This window comes from uncultured Salinisphaera sp. (genome assembly GCF_964012375.1).
In the GTDB taxonomy this organism is placed as follows: Bacteria; Pseudomonadota; Gammaproteobacteria; order Nevskiales; family Salinisphaeraceae; genus Salinisphaera.
Window position 1 is genome coordinate 1 of record NZ_CAXGSH010000152.1, and the last position, 4825, is coordinate 4825.

Sequence of the window (4825 nt, forward strand, 5' to 3'; positions counted from 1 at the left end):
CACCGGGCAGAGTACATAGAAGCTGTCGCAGCCGGCCGGCGCAAAGCTCGGGTCCGTGGCGGTCGGCCGGTGTACATAGAGCGAAAAATCATCGGCCAGATGCTGGTGTCTGAAGATATCGGTCAACAGCTCGCGATAGCGTTCGCCGAACCAGACCGTGTGATGGGCAACATCGGGATATTGTCTCCGGGTGCCGAAGTAGAGCACGTACAGGCCCATCGATAATTCGCCCCAACGTCGGCGTATCGCAGGAAATAGTGTGCGCGGCATATCCGGCAGTCCGTAGAGTCGTGCCGGGTCCATATTGGAGACGACCAGATCGGCACGACGCTGCGCGCCAGAGGCCAGCACCGCGCCGCGCGCGGCGCCATTCTCGATGATAAGGCGTTCGACGGGGGCCTCGAGTTCTACCGTGATACCTACCTCGTGCATCAGGTCGGCCAGGGCCTGGATCAGCGCCCCGGTGCCGCCCATGGCGAACCAGATGCCCTCGGCCCGCTCCAGGCCGTTGATCAGACCATAAATCGAGGTGGTGGCAAACGGATTGCCGCCCACCAGCAAAGGCGTGATCGAAAAAGCGCGGCGAAGCTTGTCGTGCTCGAGAAAGCGACAGACCATCTGCCAAACGCTTTCATGGCTGCGCAGCTTGAGCAGGGCGGGTGCCTGGCCGAGCATGCGCGTGAAAGAATGAAAGGGCTGGTCGGCGAGCTGTTCGTAGCCCACCGCGTGGATCGCGTCGCACCAGTGCCGCATCGCGCGATAGCCGGCCAGGTCCGGCGGATGTATACGCAGGATTTCGGCCTCGGTGGCGGTCTCATCGGGGCCGTAGTCGAAGTGGTCGCCGTCGGCGAAGCGAAAGCGATACCAGGGTGTGGGTGTGACCAGCTTCACGACATCGTCGAGGCAGCGCCCGTGTAGCGCGAACAGCTCGCGGAACAGGCTGGGCGCCGTGAGTACGGTCGGCCCGGCATCGTGGCGAAAACCTTGATGCTGGAACACCCGGGCGCGGCCACCCAGCTGGTTGCAGCGATCCACCACGTGGACCGCATACCCGCGGGCGCGCAGACGCAACGCGGCGGCGATGCCGCCAAAGCCGGCGCCAACTACCAGCGCGCGGGCCGGTGCTCGCTCAGGCGACATCGCCAGCCCATGCGCGGTTATGGGTTTGCATGGCCACGGCAAGCGCCTCGAGGCTGCTGCCCAGCGCCTTCGGCAGGGCTGCGGCATCAATGCGTGCCTGCGCGAGCGCTGCCTGGGCGCACTCGACGGCAAGGCGCCGGGCCATGGCGGGCGATAGCCCGCGGTCCTCGTATAGACAGACCAGATTCGGCCGACCGACGCGGCGATCCTCCGCGGCATCGGCGAGGTCGTCCTCGATCTGATAGCCCTGGGCCAGAGTGTCGGCGACTGTTGTAATGACGTTGTTCAAATCGCCGCGGCCGACAAGAATCGCGATCAGCTGAACCGGCAGGGCCAGTAGCGGGCCCGACTTGCGGGCAGCAATCCGTTGATAGGCCGCTTCGTCGTCGACCCTGGCTGTGGTTAGATCGTCGATCTGTCCATGGCATGTCGCCGCGATCGCGGCGTGCATACAGCCCATGGCCGCGGGCAGGCAATCGGCGGGCAGCCGTGCCAGCGCAGCCCAGGCGGCTGAAATCAACAAGTCGCCCACGCAAAGAGCAACTTCCGGACCATGGCGCGCGACGATCGTAGGCTGGCCGCGGCGCCGGGAGGTGGCGTCCTGAATGTCGTCGTGGACGAGGCTGGCGTTGTGTAGCAACTCCGCGCTGCAGGCCGCGGCCATCGCCGCACGCCGCGATACCCCGGTCGCGCAAATTAGGTCGAGCGCGAGTCGCGCCCGAATACGCCGCCCACCGGCGTCGAGGTGGGCAGCAGCAATGGTCGCGGCCCGGCCTGTGCCCAGATCACGCTTGAGCTCGGCTTCGATCCCGGCTTCGGCGGGATTCGCCGATGGGACAGCTACGCCGGCTGCGACCGGTATTTCGGCCTCGACGTCGGCTTGCCCTGAAATAGCCTGCACTGGCATGTGGCCCCCGCGACATGTAGGGAAATTCGGTGGGAGCGCCGCGACTCTCTGGTCGCGGCGCCGGTATGTCGATACGCGATCCTGCGGCTTGGCCGCCGCCGATTTTCGGCGACGGCCACAGGCCGGTGGAGTCTAGTATCGACTCGCGATCGCCTCAGGCAATTTGTGCCTGTTGTACGGAGCGGATCACCATGAAGCCGAAGCCGACCTTGGCCGTGACATCGAGAATCACATAGGCCACGCCTTCAGTGCCCACGCTCAAGATTTCCATGCCACTGCTGCCGAGCAGCCAAACAAACGGATAGACCACCCAGAGCACGGTCAGCAGGCCGGCGAGGCGGTCGTAGGCTCCGCCGTAAGGGCTATCTTCTGCCACCTTGCGTAGCGGGCCCCAGATGATGCCCAGCACCGCAAGGAACGCGACCATGCTGATGAACCACCAGATGTATTTATCGGCACCGCCAACCAGATCGCCGACCAGGCCAGTGGCAATCATGTAGATATCGGCTAACACCAGCGCAGCCACCAGCCCAGCGAGCGCGGCGATGCGACGCGAGGCGACCATGGCCAGGCTGATCAGCAACAAGGGCGTGGTGATCACCCAGTCGATATAGCGGGCAAAGAACACCGGGCCGCCGTCGATGTCCACGGCGCCGTAGCCCCGTGCCATGGCGAAATAGTTGGCAAAGGCAACGAAGACGATCGCCATCGCGACCACGCCGTGATGGCGCTCGGAGGCGGGCACGCTCCGGTTCATCGCAAAGAATGCAATGCCGCCAACCAGCATTGCGATCCAGCCAATTTGAAATGTGAGTTGGGTGAGTTCCGACATAATTGCACTCCTTTGCAACGTACCTTTAAGAAAGTAAAAACGTGGCAACTCGGGTATTCACCCAACGGTGCCCTCGTGTCTGCGTATGTACCATACAACTTTAAGAGAAAAATAAAAACACCGAGGCGATAGTAATTATCGCGGGAAGCGGCCGATAAATTACGTTTGGTACGGATATTTGGCGCAGCAGGGCCTGGCCACAAGTCCGTCTAGCGTTCTTGCGGTAATGCTTTGTACGTTCGCCAATTGGGCAAGCCGATGTGGCGATTTCTACTTTTGCGCTCTATGCACTACGCGTGCGGCGATCCCGGAGATGCGGTTAACGCGACGATTTAACGCACGCTGCAAGGCAGATCGTTCAGCGAACACCAGCAAACGCTGCCGAGTGCGCGTCAGCCCGGTATAGAACAGCTCTCGCGTCAACACCGGTACGTCGTAATCCGGCAGCACGAGGGTGACGGCATCGAACTCCGAGCCCTGGCTCTTGTGAATCGTCATTGCGTACACGCTGTCGTGCGCCGGTAGTGCGCTGGGCAGGAATGCGCGCAGGCCGTTATCGCCCTCGAACCAGACCCTGAGTTGCCCGTCTGTGTTTCTGAGCGCAATACCCACATCGCCGTTATAGAGCCCGGTTTTGTAGTCGTTTCGTCTGACCATGACGGGGCGGCCGTGGTACCAGGGCTCGATTGGATTGAAGTCGAAGCGGCGGGCGAGGCGTTCGGTGATGCCGGCGTTGATGGTTTCGCTGCCGGCGGGGCCCTGGCGTACGGCGGTGAGCACGGATTGTTGGCCGAGTTGGGCCAGGGCGAGTGTTGGGCCGGTGGCCTCGCAAAGCGTGGCGTAATCGTCGGCCAGATCGTTCATGAGTTGGCTGATGGCGCGGGCATCTGACCGGTCGTGATAGGCGAGGTCGTCGTGGCCGGCGTTGAGCAGAGCTTGTGTAGCGTCGACGTCGCCCGCGTTCACGGCGGCGGCGAGTTGGCCAATGGTGCTGTCGGCGTTGAAGCGGCGGCTGGTTTGTAGCGTGACGACGTGATCGGCCAGGGCGTGGTTGGCGGCTTGCATGGGCTGGGCAAGCAGGTCGCCGGCGGCGGTTTGCTGGTCTTCAGTGAAGCGGTTCACCCCGGCGTTGGCACAGATTTCCGCGAGCACGGAGCCGGATTCGACCGAGGCCAGCTGGTAGCGGTCGCCGAGTAGGATCAGCCGGGCGTCATCGCGTATCGCGTCCGCGAGCTTGGTCATCATGGGTAGGTCCACCATCGAGGCTTCGTCGACGATGACCACGTCATACGGCAGCGGGTTGTCGGCGTTGAAGCGGGCGCGGGTGGTGGCGCCGGTCAGGCCGAGCAGGCGGTGCAACGTGCGGGCGGTTTGCGGTACGTGTTCTTCCACGCGCTGTTTGTCGAAGGTTGCGTCCGCGCCCATGTCGTCAAGGCCGTTGCGTACGGATTCGAGCATGCGTGCGGCGGCCTTGCCGGTAGGCGCGGCCAGTGCGATCAGCGGCGGTGTCTGTTCCTCGCGAAGCGCGGCTTCGATGAGCACGCGCAGCAGGCGAACGATGCTGTAGGTCTTGCCCGTGCCGGGGCCGCCGGAGATCACGGTGAAGTGGTGGCGCAGGGCGGCGAAGGCGGCCACGGCCTGCCAGTTGGTAGCGTTCGGATTGGCGGCGTCGGCTGCGAACAGGCCGTTGCCGGGTTTGAGCGCGTCGACGTTCACGGGGTTCGGCTCGGCAGCCATCAGCGTGCTCAGACGTTCGGCAAGCTTGGTTTCGTAGGCGTGATAGCGCTGGAGATAGAGGCGGCCGTTTTCCAGCACGAGCGGGCGGGTAGGCGTGTCGTCGCCCGCATCGCCGTCGATTACGGTCACCAGATCGCTGGCGGTGAGCGCCTCTCGCAGGCCGGCTTGATTGGCGGCGCTCATCAACGCCGTCGGGATCTGATCCAGGG

4 protein-coding genes are annotated in these 4825 nt (G+C 63.8%); all 4 read right to left on the reverse strand.

Features of this window, described 5'->3' with window-relative positions; all coding sequences use genetic code 11:
• On the reverse strand, positions 1–1140 hold a 1140-nt coding region (gene crtI, locus ABNU97_RS17155; RefSeq protein ID WP_348767882.1), incomplete at its 3' end, for a phytoene desaturase family protein.
• Positions 1130–2047, reverse strand: coding sequence for a polyprenyl synthetase family protein (locus tag ABNU97_RS17160; RefSeq protein WP_348767883.1), 918 nt, complete (start codon positions 2045–2047; stop codon positions 1130–1132). The genes ABNU97_RS17160 and crtI, both read right to left, overlap by 11 nt.
• A gap of 154 nt (positions 2048–2201) precedes the next feature.
• Positions 2202–2879, reverse strand: coding sequence for a bacteriorhodopsin (locus ABNU97_RS17165; RefSeq protein ID WP_348767884.1), 678 nt, complete (start codon positions 2877–2879; stop codon positions 2202–2204).
• 270 nt (positions 2880–3149) lie between these two features.
• Positions 3150–4825, reverse strand: a 1676-nt coding sequence (gene recD / locus ABNU97_RS17170; RefSeq protein ID WP_348767885.1) for an exodeoxyribonuclease V subunit alpha, incomplete at its 5' end; no start/stop codon positions are given.

Bases quoted from the DNA above. Each gene is read 5' to 3' on its own strand.
- ABNU97_RS17160 (WP_348767883.1), bottom strand. From the start codon at position 2,047: ATGCCAGTGCAGGCTATTTCAGGGCAAGCCGACGTCGAGGCCGAAATA.
- ABNU97_RS17165 (WP_348767884.1), bottom strand. From the start codon at position 2,879: ATGTCGGAACTCACCCAACTCACATTTCAAATTGGCTGGATCGCAATG.